At 67.1% G+C, this 17,488-nt stretch carries 14 protein-coding genes; 3 read left to right on the top strand and 11 right to left on the bottom strand.

All coding sequences use genetic code 11. The annotated features are described in order from the left end of the window. A complete protein-coding gene (locus tag AB1L88_RS00950; RefSeq protein ID WP_367094746.1) occupies window positions 1-594 on the top strand; it encodes a hypothetical protein in 594 nt (197 codons plus the stop codon). A gap of 29 nt (window positions 595-623) precedes the next feature. Next, the gene (locus tag AB1L88_RS00945) at window positions 624-1,028 is read left to right on the top strand and encodes an ACT domain-containing protein (RefSeq protein WP_367094745.1); all 405 of its coding nucleotides are present in this window, start codon (window positions 624-626) and stop codon (window positions 1,026-1,028) included. A gap of 35 nt (window positions 1,029-1,063) precedes the next feature. On the opposite strand, the gene AB1L88_RS00940 is transcribed toward AB1L88_RS00945, so the two are convergent. The 11 genes from AB1L88_RS00940 to AB1L88_RS00890 form a co-directional block, all read right to left on the bottom strand. Beyond that, on the bottom strand, window positions 1,064-1,909 hold the full coding sequence (locus tag AB1L88_RS00940) for a sugar phosphate isomerase/epimerase (protein WP_367094744.1): 846 nt from the start codon (window positions 1,907-1,909) through the stop codon (window positions 1,064-1,066). A 67-nt stretch (window positions 1,910-1,976) separates the two neighbouring features. Next, window positions 1,977-3,125: a Gfo/Idh/MocA family oxidoreductase gene (locus tag AB1L88_RS00935; RefSeq protein ID WP_367094743.1), complete on the bottom strand. Its 1,149-nt coding sequence runs from the start codon at window positions 3,123-3,125 to the stop codon at window positions 1,977-1,979. A gap of 463 nt (window positions 3,126-3,588) precedes the next feature. Next, on the bottom strand, window positions 3,589-4,647 hold the full coding sequence (locus AB1L88_RS00930; RefSeq protein WP_367094742.1) for a TIM barrel protein: 1,059 nt from the start codon (window positions 4,645-4,647) through the stop codon (window positions 3,589-3,591). A 72-nt stretch (window positions 4,648-4,719) separates the two neighbouring features. Continuing rightward, entirely contained in the window at window positions 4,720-5,421 is a 702-nt protein-coding gene (locus tag AB1L88_RS00925) for a Uma2 family endonuclease (RefSeq protein WP_367094741.1), read from the bottom strand. Continuing rightward, window positions 5,421-6,113: a hypothetical protein gene (locus AB1L88_RS00920; protein ID WP_367094740.1), complete on the bottom strand. Its 693-nt coding sequence runs from the start codon at window positions 6,111-6,113 to the stop codon at window positions 5,421-5,423. Before AB1L88_RS00920 ends, AB1L88_RS00925 begins: the two co-directional genes overlap by 1 nt. 29 nt (window positions 6,114-6,142) lie before the next feature. Next, window positions 6,143-7,378 (bottom strand): hypothetical protein, encoded by a 1,236-nt coding sequence (locus AB1L88_RS00915; RefSeq protein WP_367094739.1) that lies wholly within the window; start codon window positions 7,376-7,378, stop codon window positions 6,143-6,145. A gap of 154 nt (window positions 7,379-7,532) precedes the next feature. Beyond that, on the bottom strand, window positions 7,533-9,596 hold the full coding sequence (locus AB1L88_RS00910; protein ID WP_367094738.1) for a glycosyltransferase family 39 protein: 2,064 nt from the start codon (window positions 9,594-9,596) through the stop codon (window positions 7,533-7,535). Window positions 9,597-9,719: 123 nt separating this feature from the next. Then, window positions 9,720-11,258 carry a xylulokinase gene (gene xylB / locus AB1L88_RS00905; RefSeq protein ID WP_367094737.1) on the bottom strand — a complete coding sequence of 513 codons (1,539 nt, stop codon included), beginning with the start codon at window positions 11,256-11,258 and terminating at the stop codon, window positions 9,720-9,722. Beyond that, the gene (locus AB1L88_RS00900; RefSeq protein WP_367094736.1) at window positions 11,255-12,109 is read right to left on the bottom strand and encodes an MBL fold metallo-hydrolase; all 855 of its coding nucleotides are present in this window, start codon (window positions 12,107-12,109) and stop codon (window positions 11,255-11,257) included. Before AB1L88_RS00900 ends, xylB begins: the two co-directional genes overlap by 4 nt. A gap of 55 nt (window positions 12,110-12,164) precedes the next feature. Continuing rightward, a complete protein-coding gene (locus AB1L88_RS00895) occupies window positions 12,165-13,193 on the bottom strand; it encodes a cobalamin-independent methionine synthase II family protein (RefSeq protein ID WP_367094735.1) in 1,029 nt (342 codons plus the stop codon). A gap of 53 nt (window positions 13,194-13,246) precedes the next feature. Continuing rightward, window positions 13,247-15,226 (bottom strand): M1 family metallopeptidase, encoded by a 1,980-nt coding sequence (locus AB1L88_RS00890; protein WP_367094734.1) that lies wholly within the window; start codon window positions 15,224-15,226, stop codon window positions 13,247-13,249. 920 nt (window positions 15,227-16,146) lie between these two features. On the opposite strand from AB1L88_RS00890, the gene AB1L88_RS00885 reads away from it, so the two are divergent. Further along, window positions 16,147-17,448, top strand: coding sequence for a DUF1501 domain-containing protein (locus tag AB1L88_RS00885; protein ID WP_367094733.1), 1,302 nt, complete (start codon window positions 16,147-16,149; stop codon window positions 17,446-17,448). Window positions 17,449-17,488: the final 40 nt, after the last annotated feature.

The raw sequence follows: 17,488 nt of genomic DNA, 5'->3' as shown, positions 1-17,488 counted from the left end.
ATGAGCCGCATCGACGACGTCAACGCGCCGAAGACCCTGGAACTCCCCAGCCTTCCCAGCCCGATCCCGGATGTGCTCGTGCTCTCCGCCTGGGGGGGCCTCGCCGGTTTCCTGGCGATCGCCCTCCACTACGCGGCCTTCCGATTGGATCCGACCGGCAGGACGACCGTGATTGAGGCGCTCGTGCTGCCCGGAATCCCGTTCGGGATCGCCTCCGTGATCCCCTTCCGGGGCCTGGTCCGCGCATGGTGGCCGAGGGCCCTTCTGGCAGCCGCGACGGGCGGGATGGCACACGTCTCCGGCATCGTCGCGGCCGAGAGCACAGGGTATCTCTCCGTGGTCGCTGCCGGAGTGACCTCCGCCCTGGTCGCCGGCGTCGGCCTGCTCGCGGCCCTCGGGCGGTTCGATCGCCCCGGCCTTCTCGGGGCGATGGTGGGCGCCGGAACGGCCATCGGTCTCCTGTTCATGCTCCCGATCGTCTTCGGGCTCGGCAATGCCTTCTTCGGGCTCTGGATCTTCGGCTTTTTCCCGATCTGGCAGGCGGCCGTGGCCGCGCCGCTCGGCCTCCTTCGGGCGGAACTCCGGGACGCCTGACCGTCCGAGGTCCGCGGAGCGGAACCGTTGTGACGCCAACGCCATCCCGGCTGTCCCTGGTGGTCCACCCCGGCGAGTATACCGTCGCCCGGCTCGGACCCGATGCGCCGACCCCTTCGTGGGCGGTCGACCAGCCCGCCGGGCTCGTCTCGTTGACCCGAACCCCCGCCGAGCTCTCGATCGTCTGCCCGACGGATTGCGTGCCGCCGGAGGTCAGGGCAGAGCGAGGCTGGCGCCTCCTGGAGGTCGAAGGCCCCCTGCCCTTCGAGATGACGGGCGTCCTCGCATCGATTGCCGATCCCCTGGCCGAGGAAGGCGTGAACATCTTCGTGATCTCGACCTTCGAGACCGATTTCATCCTCGTGCCCGATCGACGTTTCGATCACGCAATCGCCTCCCTCCTCCTGGCCGGGCACAGCGTTCAGCACGTTTGAACGGTCCGAGGAGGAAGGAAACGCCTCCCGAGGCGTCAGGCCCCTGTCCGCTGCTTGATGAACGCGAGCCCCTCGCGGCAGAGGCCCATCGGGTCGGGGAACAGGTCGCGCCAGACGCGGGTGGCGGCGGCCAGGGCGGGCAAGGCCCGGCCGAAGGCCTCGATCGTATACCAGCGGTCGAAGCCGACGTCCTTAAGTCCCGAGAAATAGCCGTCCCAGTCCACCTGCCCGGTGCCGGGCGTCCCCCGGTCGTTCTCGGAGACGTGGGCGTGGATGATCCTCTTGCCGCAGGAGCCGATCGCCGCCTTCTGCGACTTCTCCTCGATGTGCGCGTGGAAACTGTCGTACATCATCCCGCACGACGGATGCCCCACGGCATCGACGAACTTCGCCGTCTGCTCGGCGGTCGTCAGGAAGTAGTTCTCGAACCGATTGAGGTATTCGCAGGCGAGCAAGACCCCATGCCCCTGCGCCTTCTCGGCGGCCTTCTGCAGGGTGTCGACGCCGAGCTTGAATTCCTCTTCCGTCGGCGCCGCCCCCGAGAAGTGCCCCAGGGCCGAGTGAATCGGCCCGCAGAGCACCTCAGCCCCGGCCGCGGCGCAGCAGGCGAGTACGCCGTCGAGGTGCTCAACCGCCGCCTTGCGGACGCCTTCATCGAGCGCAATGGGATTGGCCTGAGGCGACATCACCGTGACGGCCGTCGCCCCCAGGCCGATCTCCTTCAACCGCTTCCCGAGCCGCTCGTAAGGCGCCGTGTCGGCCCCGTTGAAGATCGGGATCTCGACGCCGTCGAAGCCCATCGCCTTGAGTTCTTCGAGCAGGGGGTCATGCTCGGGCGTGACGGTATCGGCCCAGAGCAAGAGGTTCATCCCGATCTTCATCGTGGTCGTTTCCCTCGGGGTTCCTGTCAGTCATGAGATATGAACTTGCGGCCAGATGCGTCGGGGATCAGACCGGCACCACGTCCTCCCACTTCCGCTGCTCGGCCGAGTCGAGCACGGCATCGCAGACGGCCTGGGTGGCCAGGGCGTCGCGGAAGGTCGGGGGGCAGGGCTTGCCCTGGGCGGCGCAGTCGAGGAAGTCGGCGAACTGGTGGATGAAGGTGTGCTCATAGCCGATCTGCAGGCCGGGGACCCACCAGTGCTTCATGTAGGGCATGTCGCCGTCGGTGATGTGGACCGATCGCCAGCCCCGGACGAGGGAATCGTCGCGGTGGTCGAAGTATTCGAGGCGGTGCAGGTCGTGCAGGTCCCACCGGATCGAGGCGTGCTCGCCGTTGATCTCGAGGGTGTAGAGTGCCTTGTGCCCCCGGGCGTAGCGGGTCGACTCGAACAGGCCGAGCGAACCGTTCTCGAAATGGCAGAGGAACGAGCACGCGTCGTCGATGCCGACCTTCTCGACCTTTCCTGTGAGGCTATGCTTGCGCTCCTTGATGAACGTCTCCGTCATCGCCGAGACGTCGGTGATCTTCCCGTTGAGCCAGATCGCCGTGTCGATGCAGTGGGCGAGCAGGTCGCCGGTGACACCCGAACCCGCGGCGGCGGCGTCGAGCCGCCAGAGCGCCGCACCGCCCTGCGGCAGGTCGGCCGAGATGGTCCAGTCCTGAAGGAAGTTGGCCCGGTAGTGGAAGATCTTGCCGAGTCGCCCTTCGTCGATCAGTTGCTTGGCCAGGCTCACCGCCGGGACACGCCGGTAGTTGTACCAGACGGTGTTGGGCACGCCGGACTTCTCGATGGCATCGACCATCTCTTGCCCCTGCTTCAGGTCCATGGCCAGGGGCTTCTCGCAGAGGACCATCTTGCCGGCCTCGGCGGCGGCGATGGCGATCTCGGCGTGCGTATTGTTCGGCGTGCAGATGTCGATCGCGTCGATGTCATCCCGGGCGATGAGCTTGCGCCAGTCGGTCTCGATCGACTCGTAGCCCCAGCGCTCGGCGAAGGCCTTCGCATTGTTCTCGTCCCGCCCGCAGACGGCCTTCAACACAGGCTTCAGGGGGGGGTCGAAGAACTGGGGAACCTGCTTGTACGCGTTCGAATGCGTCCGGCCCATGAAGCCGTAGCCGATGATACCGATGCGGAGTTCTTTCTTCGAGGCCATGTGACACCTGATCGAATGATGATGTGCGTCGGGTGGGATTCACCTGCCGACGAGAAGGAAGGTGGTGAGCGGTCGCGATGCCCACCCGTCCAAGTGCGTTTCCGTCCAGAGGTCTGGTCGGCGACCGGTCCCGATCGGACCGATCGGCTCAGTCCCGGCCGTTGATCGGAGAGCCGAAGTCGCCCCAACCAGTGCCGGAGTTTCGCCAGCATTGTCCGGTTGCGCTGTCAATGACGAAGACACTGGTACCAGAGTCGCTGATCGCCATCCGGTACCGACCGGGCTCGCCCGCCTCAACCGCCGCCTCGGGCCGCGGCTGGGCGACGCCAGGCCGAGCGGACCAGATTGCGGCGGCCGAGACCAACGCCCCCAGGGCGAAGGCCGCAACGAGCGAGGATCGATCGGTCACAATTGCGCTCCCGTATGCTCACGAGGGATCGGTCGTCGACGATTCGCTCCCGGCTCAGCCCTGCCAGCCGTGGTGATCGCGCACCGCGATCATCTTGGCGAGGATGTCCTTCCAGGTCTGGGGCTGCATCATCACCGAGTTCGGGAACATGCACCCGTCCCAGCAGATATGTTGGAACTTCTTCGTGAGGTTGCCGTCGGCGTCCCGCAGCCAGAATCCGGCGTGGTGCGGGATGTCGAGCTTCCCGTTCGGGTCGTTCGGCAGGCAGTGGCGGCCGGTGTGGTCGTGGGTCCCGGAGCCGAAGACGGTGGCGTCGTTCTGGGCGACGTGGAAATCGATCGTCCAGGGACGCAATGCATCGGTCAGGGTCTTCAGGGCCGAGTCGAGCGCGTCGCGATCGCCCCAGGCGAAATCCCCGGGCAGGATCCGGTCATCCGGGGCGTTCTCACCCAACGTATAAAGCAACGTGTGGGCCATGTCGGCCTGGAAGCCGACCGTCTCCGGCTCGCCCACCCGTTCGAGCAGGTCGACCATGGTCTTCCAGGAGTGCATCCCTCCCCAGCAGATTTCCCCCTCGGCGGCGAGCCGTTCGCCGTGGTCGCGGGCGATCGCGGCGGCCTGCTTGAAGGTCTCGGCGATGTTCGCCTGGTTCGTCTCCGGGTCGGCGGCCCAGTCGGCGGGGGAGCACGCCGAGTCGATCCGGACCACGCCGTACGGACGGACGCCCAGTTCCTTCAGTTTCTTCGCGATGCCGCACGCCTTGCGCACCTGGGTCAGGAACTTCTCCCGCCCCTCGCCCGGATCGTGCGCAGGCCCGCCGCCGGTCGGCGGCCAGACGGGTGCGACCACCGAGCCGATCACCAGGTTTCGGGACCGGACCCTGTCGGCCAGGGCCTTCAATTCGTCGTCACCGGCGTCGATGTCCACATGAGGCGCGAACAGAAACAGGTCGACGCCGTCGAACTTGACCCCGTCGACCTCGGCCGCGGCGGTCAGGTCGAGCAGGGTATCCAGCTCGATCGGCGGGTCGTTCCCCTCCCCCCCCTTGCCGACGACCCCGGGCCAGGCGGCGTTGTGCAGCTTCGGGAACGTGTTCGTGTGGCCGTTGCTCATGTGACCTTCCTTCGAGGTTTCGGGCAAAGCCCATACGGATGTTTCGATCCAGTCGAGGTCGATTCGGCCTGCTCACCGAGCCTGATCGGGTCGGGGGCGGATCACGTCGCGGACCCAGTCGTTCAGCCGGGCGAACCACTCCCCCGCCCCGATCGCATCAGCCAGCTTGAGTTGTTCGAGGACATCGGCCGGGGTCAGCGCGGGCAAGCCCCGGCTCCGGTCGATCGCCTCGTAGGTCCCGTCGTCCTTCCGCCTCCAGAAGGTCACCCGGTCCCTGAGCGGGTCGAACCGCCAAACCTCCGGCACGCCCAGCCTCCCCCAGACCTTCAACGCCTGATTCGCCGAGTGCGACACCTCGACCTCGATCGCCAGGTCGGGCGGCGGCTGCGAGTCCAGGTCGATGTCCACCGCCCCCTTCATTTGCTCGGCGTGTGGCCCGAGGTAAAACGTCTTGTCACCCTCGACGCCGACTTCCTCGTCAGCCCGCCGATAGGTCGCAGTTCCGGCATCTTCCCATCGAATGCCGCATCCGGATGCGACCGCGACGACGAGCTGACCCAGTCGTTCCGCGAACCAATCATGCCGACGCGACGTGACCACGATCTCCAATCTCCGGTCGCAGTAAATGAGTCGCGGATTCGGTCGCTCGCCGATCGCCTCGGAGATGGCCACATATTGGTCCCAGCCGATATCCACCAGCTCGACGAACTGGCCGGGATCGGCGGCGTTCGCGGGAGCGTTCGAGGGTGTCGTTGTGGTTGTGGTCGCGGCCATCAGGCAAGGTCCCTCGGCGCGGGAGCGTCGGCCCGCTGTGCTCGGCACTCGGCGGCGGTCTGCCGGAGCAGGAGTTCGACGCGGCGGATGTCCGGGATCTTCTCCAGGCGGTACGAGTCGAACGGCTCGACCACGCCGTGTTCCGGGTCGACGACGCTCGGTTTCGGGCCGGGGCCCTCCACCGAGAAGGTCAGGGTCCCCAGCCGGCCCGGGTACTCGGTCCGGTGAATATTCCCCACGGTGTGCAGGTCGATGGCCCTCACTTCGATGCCCTGCCGGTCGAACGTCGGGGTCCGCAGGATCACCCGGCGGTTCGTGATGGCATAGAGGTGTTGCGACCGGGTCCAGCGGGTGTTGATCGCCCCTTTGAGCGAGGACAGCAGGAAGATCCCGGAGATCACCGCGGCAATCCCGCAGACGACCCCCAGCGCGACCAGGAGATCGACATTCCTGGGCGGACCTGCTCGGTCTGCCAGTCCGACCTGACGGAACAGGATGACCGATCCGCCGGCGAAGCTCAGCAGCAAGACCAGGTTCAGGACATACCCCGATACCCGGAACGGGTCCTGCTCGCTGCGAGCCGCCCAGAGGAGCCGCTCGCCGGGGAGCAGCTCCTCCTTGATTCGGCCTCGGGCATCCTCCTGCAACTCGGCGAGGATGTCCTCGATCTCGGGCGGCTGGGGCTCGTCCATCGACGATCACTCCACCAGGAAGATTCGGCTCAGCTCGCCCTGTACGCACCGACCTTCGGCAGGTCCTTGTGGACGTCCGGGCCGAAGTAGCGGAGGCTGACGAACGGCTCGCTGCCGGTGTTGGTGAAGGTCACGCCGTCGGCGGCGGCCTTGGCGGTGATGAACACCTCGTCCTTGGTCGTCTCACCGTAACGGATGTAGACCGGGCAATCGACCTCCAGCGAGCCGATGGTCCCGCTGCCCTGCGTGACGATCAGGCCCGAGGCCCCCGGGTCGGTGATCTTGGTCGAGTAGCCCGGCTCGATTGTCAGCTCGCAGGCGCTGAAGCACTGCTCGCCGTTGATGTGGCCATAGACGACCCACTTATCGACATACCCTCGGCCGGGGCCCCCGGAGCGGACGACCGGCTCGAGGTAGTGGTTGTCCTTGAAGTGCTCGTCGAGGTTCTGCTCCCAATCGAGTTGATCGATCAGGTAGTCGAGGTCCTGGTGATACTCGGGGGGCACGTCCTTGACGAGCAGCTCCCAGGGGACCCGGCGGCCTTCGACCATCGACTGATACATGCCGAAGACGTCCGACCCCCACTGCGGCTCGTACGTCACCAGCGACCCCGGGGCGTGCAGGACGCACGACGGCATGAGCCAGCCGGTGCCCGGCTTCAGGCGGTAGGCCTTCGAGTAGTCGAGGATGCCGTTATCCCCCTCGTTCCACCGTTCCAGGCAGCGCTTGATGTCGGCCTTGGTCGTGCCCGGCTCGAGCCCCATGAAGGTGTAGGGGAAGTTGTTGCCGGTCCAGTTGTGCTGCGGGGGGAAGTAGTAGCTCTCCGGCTTCCCTTCCAGACCGAGCTTGGCCGCCTGCTCGGCGTTCTGGTGCATGTGGTGCGGGATCGGCCCGAGGTTATCGAAGAACTTCGAGTAGACCGGCCACTTCTTGTACTTGTCCCACAACTCCTTGCCGATCATCTCGGCGCCGTGAGCCGCGATCGCGTCGCGGAGGGTGAAGCGGTCCCCCCCCTCGGCCACGACGTACGAGAGCCCTTCATCCGGCGGGGCCCCCTCGTTGGCCGCCGGGGTCGTCGAGGAGAACCATCGTTCGTCGATGCCGCCCCGGTGGGTGCCCAGCGCATAGAGATCCTCGCGGGCCAGCTTCAACCGCCCGCCCGGCATGAGGAACGACCGAGGGACCCAGGTCGGGGCGAGGCGGAGGATCCCCTCGCCGTCGTCAAGCGCCTTGCGGGCGCGGGAATCGAGATTCTGATCGCTCATGGAACTCGCACTCTCCAGCGGGGGCCGTCGCACGGCGAAGAACGGACCATCGCCGGCCCCTTTGTGCTCAAAAAGCGGTCGGTGGTGCCTCGCGTCATCGACAGCAGACAAGGCCTTCGGTTGTAAACCCCACGATCGGCCGACGCAAGCACCTTCAGTCGCCCATCGAGGGGTTCGCCGGCATGCCCGGCTCAACCGGCGCCGATTGCCAGCGACTGGCCAGGCGAGTCGCGTCGGCGGGCGTGACCCGATACAGGAGGATTGAGTAGCCAATCTGCCCGATCGGCTCCAGCGATTCGAAGTACCGGAACGCCCCGAGCCGGGCCGACATCGGCGCCCACCGATCCGGCGCGTAGACCCGCCAGGGCAAGCCCCGCATCAACGACGCGCTCACGGCATAAAGTCCCGGCTCCGGAGGCCCCGCATCCTGCCCCGGCCGTTCGGGGAGCGTCCCCGGCAGGACCGGCGGCAAGAACCAGTCGAGCGGCCTCCCCGACCCGATCGACGGGTCATCCACCTGCGCCCGGATGTTGAACACCTCCGGATTGACCTGCCCGAAGTAGGCAATCCCCACCCGCTCCCCCGGCGCATTCAGCTCCAGCCAGTCATGCAAACCCTTGAGATCCTGGCCCCAGTCGAGGTTGCTGTCGATCAGGTGCTCCGACCCCCGTTTCGCCCCGCCCGACACCCAATTGAAATAGGCAAGATAGTGCGGGTGAATCAATAAGGCCGCCGAGGCCGTCGCCAGCAAGCCGACACCGATGCCCGCGATCGCCGCCGTCCGCGCCCCCCCTTGCAGCCCCGATGCCCACGGGGCGAGCCGTCCGGCCCCGAGGAACAGATACGGGAAGATCGGCAGGACGTAGCGCAAGCCGATCGCGATGTTCGTCCCGAAGCTCATCACCCCGAGCACCACCGCCGGGACGATCCAGATGCTCGCCTCGTCCACCGCCTCGGCCCGGTTCCGACTCGCCATCGGGATCACCGCGATCGCCAGCAGCAGCAACGCCCAGGTCCCTTCCGGCACCTTGTAGACGAGCGTCATCAGGTAGTAATACCACCAGCTCTCGTTGCTCAGCTCGCCGTCGAGGAACACGGGATAGCCCGAGATGGCATCGGGCGGGATCGAGGCGTTCATCCAATCATCGGCGAACATCATCGCCCGGACGGGAACCCCCTCGGCTTCGAGCTTCTGGTCGTCGAAGCCGGAGACGTAGTATTCCGGGAGCGGCACCGGCAACGATGCGAGCGGCGTCCCCCGGAACCGATTCTCGCGGAACTGGAGCACCCCCGCCTTCAGGTCCGGCCCCTGGCGGGTCGGATCGGTCCGGAACAACGGCCGAGGCGTCTCGCGTTCCGTCGTCAACGTCTGGCAGGTGAACGCGAAATCCCCCAGCTTCTTCCCCGTCCCCTCGAAGCCATAGCCGATATTGATGACCAAAACGCTTAACGCGACCATCGCCACCCCTTGCACCGCCGATCGCCCCACCCGACGCACCCGCCCGGCCCGTTCCCCTCGCGTGAGTTCCTGGATCAGCCAGAGCAACGGCCAGAGCCCGTAAAGCAGGAGCAGGCTGAACTTGGTCAGTTGCGCGATCCCGAGCAACAGCCCCGCCACCACGACGAGGCCCCACGTCGGCCGCCTCAGGAAGTGCCAGAACGCATAGGTCGCCGCGAATCCGATCACCGTCGCGCTGACGTCCGTCGTGATCAGCCGCGTATGCGCCAGGATGTTCGGGCAGAAGGTCCAAAGCGTCAGACTGATCAACCCTCCCCAGGGCCCCCAGAGCCTCCGCGACCAGTCGAAGATGACCAACCCTCCGATAACGGCGGCAATCGGCATCATCAACCGCGCGGGTGCCATCAATTCGAACAACCTCGGCGCGTTGAGCAGCATGAACCCATGCGCAAACGCCGCCTTGTTCGCGTCGGGCCAGCCCCAGCGGGCCTCTCGGTACAGTGGGGCCGTCTCGGGCCCGGCTTGCAACACCGGCAAGGCCGCCAGCAGCTTGATGAGGGGCGGATTGTGCGGATAGAGCCGGAAGGTCCCCATCTCCCAGTAGCTCACCCCGGCCGGCAGGTGGACCACCTCATCCACGGTCGGGGTTTCCCCCAGCAGGCTGATGACCGCCAGCGACCACTGCACGATCAGAAGCAGACCGACGATCAGGACCAGTCTCGGCCGCGTGAGGAGCGATCGCCCGGCCCCCTCCTCCATCGACGGAGGCGACGGTGAGGCGGATGGCGTTGACGGCGAAGCATTCCCCCCGGTCGAGCTGCGAGTCCGGGGGGCCGATCGGGGCTTGCGGCGGGGCATCTGCGCAACTCCGGGGCGAAGGGGTCAGGCGCCCCGGACCAGGGCATCCATCGCGGCGAAGCGATCCTTCAGGTCGCCGTACAGCCCGCGATAAATCGGGTAGGCCGCGTCGTACAAGGCCTTGGTCGCGGGATCGACCGGGGTCGTCTCGACCACCTGAATCGTCGCGTCGCACGCCTCGGCCACCGAGGCATAGGCCCCCGTCCCCACCATCGCCAGCAGGGCCACCCCGAAGGCCGGCCCCTCGCTCGCATTGATCATGCATACGTCCTGACCATAAATGTCGGCCTGGATCTGCCGCCAGAGGGCGTTGCGGGCGCCACCGCCGGAGAGGCGAATCTGGGTGATCGCCGCCCCCATCTCCCGGATCAGCTCCAGGCTGTCGCGCATGGCGTAGGTCGCCCCTTCTATGACCGACCGGATCAGGTGGGCGCGACCATGCCGGACGGTCAGGCCGATCCAGCCTCCTCGGGCGTTCGGATCGAAGTGCGGCGTCCGTTCCCCCGTCAGATACGGCAGGAAGAATAAACCTTCCGCGCCGGGTCCCACGGTCGCGGCTTCATCGGTCAGCAGGAAGTACGGATCGACCCCCTGCTCCTTCGCCGCCAGCACCTCCGCCTTGCCCAGCTCGTTGCGGAACCACTGCAAGGCCCCGCCGGCCGCCAGGACCACCCCCATCACGTGCCAGGCCCCCGGCACCGCGTGGCAACCGCGTTGCAGGCGTCCTTCCGGGTCGAAGCCCGCTTCATCCGTGTGGCAGAAGACGACGCCCGAGGTCCCCATCGTCGCCGAGACGGCGCCCGACCGGACGATCCCGTTGCCGACCGCCCCGGCCGGCTGATCGCCGCCACCGCCGACGATCGGTGTGCCCGGCTTCAAACCCGTCGCCTCGGCCCCCTTCGCACTGACCTGCGCCGAGACCTCGAAGCTCTCGAAGCAATCGGGCAAGAGCGAGCGATCCAGGTCGAGCTTCCCGAGCAGCTCGTCGCTCCACCTGCGGTTCGCCACGTCGAGCAGCAAGGTGCCCGAGGCGTCGCTCACCTCCGTCGCGAACGTGCCCGAGAGCCTGTAGCGGATGTAATCCTTCGGCAAGAGGACCGTGCGGACCCGCTCCCAGTGCTTCGGCTCGTGGGCACGGACCCAGAGGATTTTCGGCGCCGTGAAGCCGGTCAACGCCCGGTTGGCGACCATCCGGACGAGCGCCTCGCGGCCCCCGGCCTTCGCCTCGATCTCGGCGCTCTCGGCTCCGGTGCGCTGATCGTTCCAGAGCAAGGCCGGACGGACGACCTCCCCCTGTTCATCGAGGAAGACCGAGCCGTGCATCTGGCCGCTCAGGCCGATCCCCGAGACGTCCTCCGGCCTGAGATTCCCCTTCGCCAGCACCTCGCGGACGGTGGCAATCGTCGCGTCCCACCAGAGCTTCGGATCCTGCTCCGACCAGCCCGGCTTCGGATACGAGCACGGATACTCGGCCGAGGCGCTCGCGACGATCTCCCCCGACTCCCGGACGGCGAGGGTCTTCGTGCCCGAGGTGCCGACATCGATCCCCAAGGTGACACTCACGTCGTGATCTCCCAGCGCTCGCCGCACCGCTTCACCACCGGCTCGACCCCGGCGGTCAGCCCCTTCGCCGCCTCTTCAAAGTCACCGATGGGCACGGTGTTGAACGTAAACATGTCGTAATGATGCGGCACCAGGAACCGAGGGCGGCACAGGTTCGCCAGCTCCACCGCCTCCTCGGCCGACATGTTCCCCGCCACCTTCCGCCGCGGGTCCCAGCCGTTGATCGGCAGGAAGAAAGCGTCGAACGGCCCCGGCCCCAGGTTCTCGACCAGGCCATCGTAAACGACCGAATCCCCGCTGTGGTAGAACCTCAAGCCATCGACCTCGACCACGAACCCGAGGTACAGGCAGAGCCCCGACGTGTCCGTATCGAGGTCCATGTGGGCCGACGGCAAGGCCCGGACCGTGAACCCGGCCCGCTCGTGTTCCCAGCCGTTATCCAGCCCCACCAGCCGCTTGCTCGGCAGGCCCAGCTTCTCGCAGTGATGGATGAGCGCCTCCGGCACGCACAGCTCCGCCGCCGGATTGGCCCCGAGCAGCGGCGAGAGCGTCTCGCCGTCGATGTGGTCGGTGTGCTTGTGGCTCCCGAGCACCAGGTCGATCCCCGACAACTCGTTCCCCCGGATCGGGCACTCGGTCATCCGGATGTGAGGTTTGTCCGTGTTCGCATATTTCGCGGTGAGCGACTCGGACAGATACGGGTCGATCACCAACGTCCCGAACCGCGACTTGTACAGGAACCCGCTCTGCCCGAGCCACCAGACGGCCAGCGTCCCCGGCTCGGGGATCGTCTCGCGGATCTCGGCGGCCAGCTCGGCCCCGCGTTTCTTCGGCTGAATCAATTCAGACATCGGCATGCTCGATTGCGTTATTGCGTCGGCCGGGGTGTCCCGTCGAGTGTCTAAGTTACTCCTTGCCCAGTTCGCGGCGAACCAGGCGGACCCCCTCGACCATCGCCTTCGCCTTGCCCACCGCCACGTGCCTGGCCGTCTGCGAGAAGCCGCAATCGGGCGTCACCGAGACGCGCGAGGCATCGACATGCTTCAGGACCGACCGCAACCGGTCCGCCACCAGTTCCTTCGGCTCGATCCACGTATTCTTCACGTCCACCAGGCCGACCGCCACGTCCATCGACTCCGGCAACTCGGCCAGCAGCTCCAGCTCCGCCATCTCCCGGCTGGCGAACTCCATGGCGAGCTGGTTCACCTTCGCCCTGCCGATGTGCGGGAAGAGCGGCCGGTACGACCGCCAGCCGACGGCCCTCGCCCGGTAGTTGCCGAAGCACATGTGCATACTGATGTACGCATCCACCCCCTCGACGGTCCTGGCCACGATGTCGAGGAACACCTCCGGGTTGTCCGGATGGCAGGCGAAGCTCGGCTCGTCGAGCTGGAGGAAGTCCACCCCCTCGGCCACCAGCGCCTTCAGCTCGGCGTTGACGATCGGCACGAGGGCCTCCGTCACCCCCATCCGGTCGGGGTAGACCTCCCCACCGTTGATGCAGCCGGCCAGGGTGAACGGGCCGGGCACGGGCATCTTCGTCGGGGCCTCGGTGACGAGGCGGAAGCGGCGCAGCTCCTCGACCGTCCCCAGCCCCTTCGGGGCCGAGAGCGGCGCGACGCAGCGATATTTGCTCCGCTGGTCGTGCGCCGGAGCCCCCCAGAGGCGGGCCGTCGGCAAGGGTTCGATCCCTTCCAGGAAATCATAGAAGCCGAGGTTGAAGTCGACCCGCTGCACCTCGCCGTCGGTGATCCGGTCGAGCCCCGCCCGGAGCTGGTCGTCGACCACCACGCGCACGGCGTCTCGCACGGCTTCCTCGCGATCGAGCAGGCCGAAGCGATCCGGATGCGCGGCGATCTCGGCGACGATCGCCTCGTACCAGCCGGGGAACGACCAGCTCCCGATCACCGTCGCGGGAATCAAGGGTTCAGACATGATCAGTCTACCAGGACAAGAGGTGTTCGCGATCCAGGGCCGGTCCCGTCAACTCAACGATCATCCGGCGTCCCGAGCAAGCGATCGAGCGACTCCACCGCGATCGGGTGGTACTTCGGTCGGGCCATCGCGTAGATGACCCGGGCGCGTTCGAGTTCCCCCGCCTCGACCATCGCCCCGTACAGGGGCATGAGGAATTTCCGACGGCCGATGGTCGTCAGGAAGCGATCGAGCCGGGCATCGGCCTCGCCGTAGCCGGTCCGAATCGCCAGCTCGAGCCACTGACAGGCGATCTCGGCGTTCTCTCGCTGCGTCAGCATCAAGGCCCGATCCAGCTCGGCCACGCGATCGACGGCCAGGTCCCTCGGCAAGGCCCCGAGGAAGTGCAGCCATTCCTGGGTCGACCAGTCCTCCGCCTGCAACTCGTCCGCCTCGATTTCACCATCGACCCACGACTGCACCTGACGATCGACCGCGGCCAAGCGATCAGACTTCGGCTCCCGGATGGGGGGCAGCCCCGGGGCATCCAGCCAGGCGCGGAGATCGACTTGCTCGGCCGCTTCGGGATCGTCGGCCACGAGTTCCTTCATCACGTAATCTTCGAATTGCTCGGCCGTGATGCTCTGGAACGCGAAGTGGTCGAAGTACCCGCGGAGAAACGCATCAAACCGCTCCCTGCCGAAGGCCTGTTCCAGGGTCCTGAGGAACAAGGCCCCCTTGTCGTACGGCACGGAGGTGACATTGTCGTCCGGGTCTCGGCCCCAGAGGTCGATATTGAGAATCTGATCGCGTTCATCCAGCTCGTCGAGCGTCGCACGGAGCCCGGCCAGGGCGAGCACGTCTTCCATCGCGGCGAGATCCGGCCCGTACACGTCCTCGACGATCCGCCGCTCGATGTACGAGGTGAATCCCTCGTTGAGCCAGAAGTCGTCCCAGGTGGCATTAGTCACGAGGTTCCCCGACCACGAATGCGCCAGCTCGTGCGCCACCAACGAGACGAGCGAGCGGTCGCCGGCCAGGATGGTCGGCGTGGCGAAGGTCAGCAGCGGATTCTCCATCCCGCCGTAGGGGAAGCTCGGCGGCAGGACGAGCAAATCATACCGCCCCCAGCGATACGGCCCGAACCGCTCCTCGGTCGTCTCGATCATCGCCTCGGTGTCCGCGAACTCGAACGCCGCCGCCTCGATCAGGGCCGGCTCGGCATACACCCCCGAGCGTTCCCCGAGCGTCCGGAACTCCAGGTCGCCCACCGCCAGGGCGATCAGGTAGGGGGGGATCGGCCTCGGCATCGAGAACCTGAAGGGGACATGCTCCGCGGGGTCGTCGGCCGGCCGGGTCGGATTCGTGCCGAAATTCCCGAGCGCGCTCATCACCGCCTTCAGGCCCGGACGATCGACCCGGATCTCCGCGTCGTACAGGACGCGCACCCCGGGCGAATCCTGGAGCGGGATCCACGATCGCGCGTGAATCGCCTGGCTCTGCGAGAAGAGGAACGGCAGCTTCCCCCCGGCCGTCTGCTCGGGTTCGAGCCATTGCAGGGCCGAGGCCGCCGGGTCCGTCCGGTACGTCACGATCACCTCGAGCAGATCCCCGACCTGGATCACCAAGGGCACCCCGTGAATCGGCGTCCCGTCCGATCGGTTCCCCTCGGGAAAGAGCGTCCGTTCCGCCTCCGGGACCTCCGTCCTCACCAGCTCGAAGGGCAAATCGACCAGGGTGCCCAGCCCCACCACCCCCTGGACGCGCTCAATCTCCAGCCCGTTCGTATCGAGCCACAACGCCGCCCCTTCGGGGCAATCAGGGGCGCGATCAATCGACAGCCGGGCGGTCCCGGCGAGTCGATGCGCCTCGAAGTCGACCTCCAGCGCGAGCTTCACCGCGCTGACGCGTACCTGATGCGGATTCCCCCACGAGTGGACGTCGACGGCTCCCGGGGCGAGGCCCGCCCGCGACGGCGGCCGGAAGGCGTCCTGCCCCTCCGCAATGGGCCCCCCTCCCAGCAGCATCGTCAGCACCAGAAGAAGCAGAGGCATCTCAATCCCCCCCAGAACCGCCCCGTTGCCGATCCGCCCGCGCCGCATCCGCCTTCCCCCTTCGTAAGCGATCCGAGCCGTCCCGGGGACTCCATCCCGACGGGTCCGACCAGCCCCCTCGCCGGCCCAGGCTTCGATCGGGTGTCACTGCCCGTTCTCCCTCGATCTCAGTCTCAGTGCGGTCGATCGTGTCCGAGCGAGCGTGCCGCCCGCCCCCTTCGGCAATCACGCCGGGTGCTTCAGCGATGACACGCGCCCGGCCCCGTTGTCCTCCGAGATCACCCGATCGATGGTGCCCCGCTCCGCTGACCAACGCCGCCCCACGCGCCCCGAGGCGAGGACCTCCCCGTGGTTTTTCAATGACGACTCTAACCTGCCCGCCCCTGCTCCTCCAGAGAGCGCCCCGGCCGACGAGTCGCGATCGAACCCCTCGGCCGATCGGCCCAGGGCGGTCGTCGCTTCGGAGCCCGATGCCGCCTCCGGCCGATGGGCCCCGAAACCTCCCCTCTCCGCGACCGTCCTCCGCCCCCCCCCTGCCGTGACGCTATCTCCCCTGGCCGCAACGACCTTCGTCACGAAGGCCGACCCGCGTCGACCGAAAAAAACACCGCCGTTCCAAAAAGACCCAACGTTGTCTTGCATCCATCCCGTAACTCTCGGTATGTTCGGACGGATTCTCTGTTAAACAAGTCGCCGACATTGCGCGTGATGCTGAGACCCATTTTGGTCGGATCTCCGCCCTCCTTTCCATCCTCCATCCCCCCCTGGCGTGCTCGTTCCACTGTGCGACTCCATCCCGGTTTCCTCCCGCTTGGCCCGGCTGTCCGCGATCCTTCGAGCTGATGGAGCGCTTCAAAGGCCCCGGATGCCCGCCGGAGGTTGATCCCTCCACTATCCCTCATCCCTCAAGGAGACGTCTGATGACCCCTCCGCTCCGCACGATCGGCCGCCGTGGGTTCCTGACGGTGGGCGCTTGCGGCTTCGGCCTGACCTTGAGCGACCTGTTTCGCCTCCGGGCCCGGGCCGAGCAGAAGGATTACGCCCCGATCGAGGCCAAGGCTGATTCGGTCATCCACATCTTCCTGCCCGGCGGCCTGGCCCACCAGGAATCGTTCGACCCCAAGCCGTACGCCCCGATCGAGTACCGCGGCGAGATGGGCTCGATCGACACGGCCCTCCCCGGAGAGCGCTTCAGCGAGACGCTCCCGCAGACCAGCCGGATCGCCGACAAGCTCACCGTCATCCGCTCGATGACCCACGGCGAGGCCGCCCACGAGCGCGGCACGCACAACATGTTCACCGGGTACCGCCCCAGCCCGGCCCTGCAGTATCCGAGCATGGGCAGCGTCATCTCGCACGAGTACGGCCCCCGCAACAACCTGCCGCCGTACGTCTGCGTCCCGAACATGCCGAACGAGTACGCCGGCACCGGCTACCTCAGCTCGGCCTTCTCCCCCTTCGCCCTCGGCAGCGACCCGGCCCGGCGCAACTTCCGCGTCCAGGATCTCGACCTCCCCGGCGGGGTCGACGACTCCCGGTTCGCCACCCGGCGCTCCGCCCTCGACGCCGTCAACGACTACTTCCGCAGGCGCGAGTCGTCCGACGAGCTGACCGCGATGGACTCCTTCTACGACCGGGCTTACAGCCTCATCAGCTCGCCCGACGCCCGAGCCGCCTTCGACATCAACGCCGAGCCCGAGGAGGTCCGCAACGCCTACGGCATGAACCAGGCCGGCCAGCGCATGCTGATGGCCCGCCGCCTCGTCGCCGCCGGCGTCCGCATGGTCACGCTGACCTACGGCGGCTGGGACATGCACAACCAGGTCACCCGAGGCATGAAGCGCCTCATGCCCTCCTTCGACCAGGCGTTCGCCGCCCTGATCAACGACCTCGACCGGACGGGCCTGCTCGACCGCACCCTGGTCATGGTCTCCAGCGAATTCGGCCGCACGCCGAAGATCAACCGCACGGCCGGCCGCGACCACTGGCCGAAGGTCTTCAGCGTCGCCCTGGCCGGCGGCGGACTCAAGCGCGGCTACATCCACGGCGCCAGCAACTCGACCGCCAGCGACCCCGACCGCGACCCGGTCGGCCCCGAAGACCTGGCCAAGACCGTCTACCACCAGCTCGGCATCGTCGCCGACAAGGAACTGATGGCCCCCGGCGATCGCCCGATCGAGATCGTCGACGGCGGCCGCGTGGTCGACGAGTTGCTCGCCTGATCCCGCTCCGGCGACAATCGAACGGGAACCGGGAGGGGTG

It is taken from the genome of Tautonia sp. JC769, assembly GCF_040717455.1.
In the GTDB taxonomy this organism is placed as follows: Bacteria; Planctomycetota; Planctomycetia; order Isosphaerales; family Isosphaeraceae; genus Tautonia.
This window is presented reverse-complemented; position numbering and strand designations above follow the sequence as displayed.

Bases quoted from the DNA above. Each gene is read 5' to 3' on its own strand.
- AB1L88_RS00940 (WP_367094744.1), bottom strand. From the start codon at position 1,909: ATGAAGATCGGGATGAACCTCTTGCTCTGGGCCGATACCGTCACGCCC.
- AB1L88_RS00910 (WP_367094738.1), bottom strand. From the start codon at position 9,596: ATGGAGGAGGGGGCCGGGCGATCGCTCCTCACGCGGCCGAGACTGGTC.
- AB1L88_RS00925 (WP_367094741.1), bottom strand. From the start codon at position 5,421: ATGGCCGCGACCACAACCACAACGACACCCTCGAACGCTCCCGCGAAC.
- AB1L88_RS00930 (WP_367094742.1), bottom strand. From the start codon at position 4,647: ATGAGCAACGGCCACACGAACACGTTCCCGAAGCTGCACAACGCCGCC.
- AB1L88_RS00900 (WP_367094736.1), bottom strand. From the start codon at position 12,109: ATGTCTGAATTGATTCAGCCGAAGAAACGCGGGGCCGAGCTGGCCGCC.
- AB1L88_RS00895 (WP_367094735.1), bottom strand. From the start codon at position 13,193: ATGTCTGAACCCTTGATTCCCGCGACGGTGATCGGGAGCTGGTCGTTC.
- AB1L88_RS00890 (WP_367094734.1), bottom strand. From the start codon at position 15,226: ATGCCTCTGCTTCTTCTGGTGCTGACGATGCTGCTGGGAGGGGGGCCC.
- AB1L88_RS00885 (WP_367094733.1), top strand. From the start codon at position 16,147: ATGACCCCTCCGCTCCGCACGATCGGCCGCCGTGGGTTCCTGACGGTG.
- AB1L88_RS00935 (WP_367094743.1), bottom strand. From the start codon at position 3,125: ATGGCCTCGAAGAAAGAACTCCGCATCGGTATCATCGGCTACGGCTTC.
- AB1L88_RS00915 (WP_367094739.1), bottom strand. From the start codon at position 7,378: ATGAGCGATCAGAATCTCGATTCCCGCGCCCGCAAGGCGCTTGACGAC.
- AB1L88_RS00950 (WP_367094746.1), top strand. From the start codon at position 1: ATGAGCCGCATCGACGACGTCAACGCGCCGAAGACCCTGGAACTCCCC.
- AB1L88_RS00920 (WP_367094740.1), bottom strand. From the start codon at position 6,113: ATGGACGAGCCCCAGCCGCCCGAGATCGAGGACATCCTCGCCGAGTTG.